This is a genomic window from Xanthomonas sp. SHU 166 (genome assembly GCF_000364685.1).
GTDB lineage: Bacteria > Pseudomonadota > Gammaproteobacteria > Xanthomonadales > Xanthomonadaceae > Xanthomonas_A > Xanthomonas_A sontii.
This window is the reverse complement of sequence record NZ_AQOJ01000328.1, coordinates 1-2501: the sequence shown is the minus strand read 5'-3', so window position 1 is coordinate 2501 and position 2501 is coordinate 1. Positions and strand designations below refer to the sequence as shown.

1 protein-coding gene is annotated in these 2501 nt (G+C 70.7%); it reads left to right on the top strand.

Annotation, left to right across the window (positions count from 1 at the left end; genetic code table 11):
- Nucleotides 1-517 precede the first annotated feature (517 nt).
- A complete protein-coding gene (gene rmuC, locus D180_RS09875) occupies nucleotides 518-2107 on the top strand; it encodes a DNA recombination protein RmuC (protein WP_017912664.1) in 1590 nt (529 codons plus the stop codon).
- The last annotated feature ends 394 nt before the right edge of the window (nucleotides 2108-2501 follow it).

The following is a 2501-nucleotide window of genomic DNA, read 5'->3' as shown; positions in this document are numbered from 1 at the left end:
AAGGCGCGGGCGCCGTGGGCGGCGAGCAGATGGCGCAGCGCCTCGGTGCGGCGCATGGCGACCGCGGCGCGCAGCGCGCGCTGCAGGCCGCGCTGCAGGCGGAAACGGCGGGAGAACAGCGAGAACAGGAACATGACGACCTCCTTGCGGCGCGTGGCCGGCAAGGACGTCGCAGCGTGTGCGCGGCGTGCGTCTTCCGGCTCAGCGCCGGGCAGCGACCAGGCGAGGGGAACGGCGGGGGAATGCGGCGCTGATGCCGCGTCGATGCGGATCGGGGTCCATGCTCGCCTCCGGTATCAGGGGAACGGATCGCGCGGAGCGCGATGGTCTGGCGCGGTCGGATGCCGCTGTACCGCCCACTGGCCGGGCCAGGAGCGGGTGGCGCAAAGCTTGGCATGCGGCCCAGGTGTGCACCAGCCTGCATGAGGCCATGGCGGCGATACCAAGGTATATCCGGTCTGGTCCGCCTGCCGGCGCGTGGCGCAGCGATTGAGACGCGGCCGGCTACACTGGCCGCATGCAGAACGATGCCCATTTCCTGATCCTCGCCGGCCTGTTGTGCGCCGTCATCGCCCTGTTGCTGGCCGTGTTGCTGCGGCGGGGCAACCACGCCGCGCTGGAGGCGGCCCTGCGCGAGGAGCAGCGCAGCGGTCGCGGCGAACTGCGCGAGCAGCTCGACAGCCTGGCGCGGCAGCAGGACGCACGCAGCGAAGGCTTCGCCCGCCACCTGGCGGATCTGTCCACCCGCACCGATCAGCGCCTGGACCTGCTGCGCGAGGCGCTGACCGAGGACGCGCGGCGCGGCCGGGTCGAGGCCGGCGCCGCGCAACAGCGCATGGCCGAGCTGCTGAGCCAGCGCCTGGTCGAGATCCGCGGCCAGCTCGACGCCTTCGGCCAGCAGCAGGACGCGCGCATGGCCCAGTTCGGCCAGCAGCAGGCCGAGCTGATCGCGCGCATCGACGCGCAGCTGGGCGCGTTGCGCGAGGCCCTGATCGAGGACGCGCGCAAGGGCCGCCAGGAAGGCGCCGACGCGCAGCAACGCTTCGCCGACACGCTCGGCCAGCGCCTGAGCGACCTGGTCCAGCGCAACGAGCAGCGGATGGGCGAGATGCGCGCCACCCTGGAGGAGCGGTTGAAGGAACTGCAGGCCGACAACGCGGCCAAGCTCGAGCAGATGCGCGGCACCGTCGACGAAAAGCTGCAGACCACCCTCAACACGCGCCTGGACGCCTCGTTCAAGCTGGTGTCCGAACGGCTCGAGCAGGTCCAGCGCGGCCTTGGCGAGATGCAGCAGCTGGCCACCGGCGTCGGCGATCTCAAGCGCGTGCTGAGCAACGTCAAGAACCGCGGCGGCTGGGGCGAGGTGCAGCTGGAGAACATCCTCGAGCAGACCTTGACCCAGGAACAGTACGCACGCGGCGTGCGGGTGCGCCCGGAGCGCAACGAGATGGTCGATTTCGCGGTGCGCCTGCCCGGCCGCGGCCACGAGGACACGCCGGTGTGGCTGCCGATCGACGCCAAGTTCCCGCGCGAGGACTACGAGCGCCTGCTCGACGCGCAGGAGCAGGGCGATCCGGAACTGGTGCAGGCGATGGGCGTGCAGCTGGAGCGCGCGATCCGGGTGCAGGCCAAGTCGATCGGCGACAAGTACATCGCCCCGCCGCACACCACCGACTTCGCGGTGATGTTTCTGCCCACCGAGGGCCTGTACGCCGAGACCCTGCGCCGCCCCGGCCTGGCCGACCTGCTGCAGCGCGAGCACCGCATCGTCGTCGCCGGCCCGACCACCATCACCGCCCTGCTCAACAGCCTGCAGATGGGCTTCCGCACGCTCGCCATCGAAAAGCGCTCCAGCGAAGTGTGGGGCGTGCTGGCCGCGGTGAAGAGCGAGTTCGGCAAGTTCGCCGGCATCCTGGAAAAGGCCGAGAAGCAGATCAGCACCGTCGGCAAGAGCCTGGGCGAGGCCAGCCGCAAGACCCGCACCATCGAACGCCGCCTGCGCGGCGTCGAGACCCTGGCCGATGCGCAGGCCGCGCCGCTGCTGGAACTGTCGCTGCCGCTGGAGGATGCCGAAGCGGACGAGGCGGCAGGCGACGACCGGGAGTGAGGGCTTGCGGTGCCCGCGGCGGCGGTGCGGCGAGTCGGGATGGCAAGGCACCGTGGCGGTTACGTCGACGCGAGATGGCGTGCGACCGGCACGCGCCATGTTGGATGCAGCGCCGCGACCTGGACGGGCCAACGCGGCCGCTTCGTACGCGCGCGCTGTACAGATGGCGCAGCATGCGGCTGTCCTGGTCTTGCCTGCAGTGTTGATGCGATTCGACATCGCGGATGCGTTGTCGTCTCCAGGCCGCTCGCCTGCTGGCCTGCTGGCCGATACGCGCGCTGCTGATCACGACGAGAGGCACATGTGTAGTGGCGGCTCTTGTTTCTTCTGCGGCCGTCGCGAGCAGGTGTTGCGGACGCGCTGTCGCGGCTGAAGCCGCTCCTTGTATCTGGAC

Bases quoted from the DNA above. Each gene is read 5' to 3' on its own strand.
- rmuC (WP_017912664.1), top strand. From the start codon at position 518: ATGCAGAACGATGCCCATTTCCTGATCCTCGCCGGCCTGTTGTGCGCC.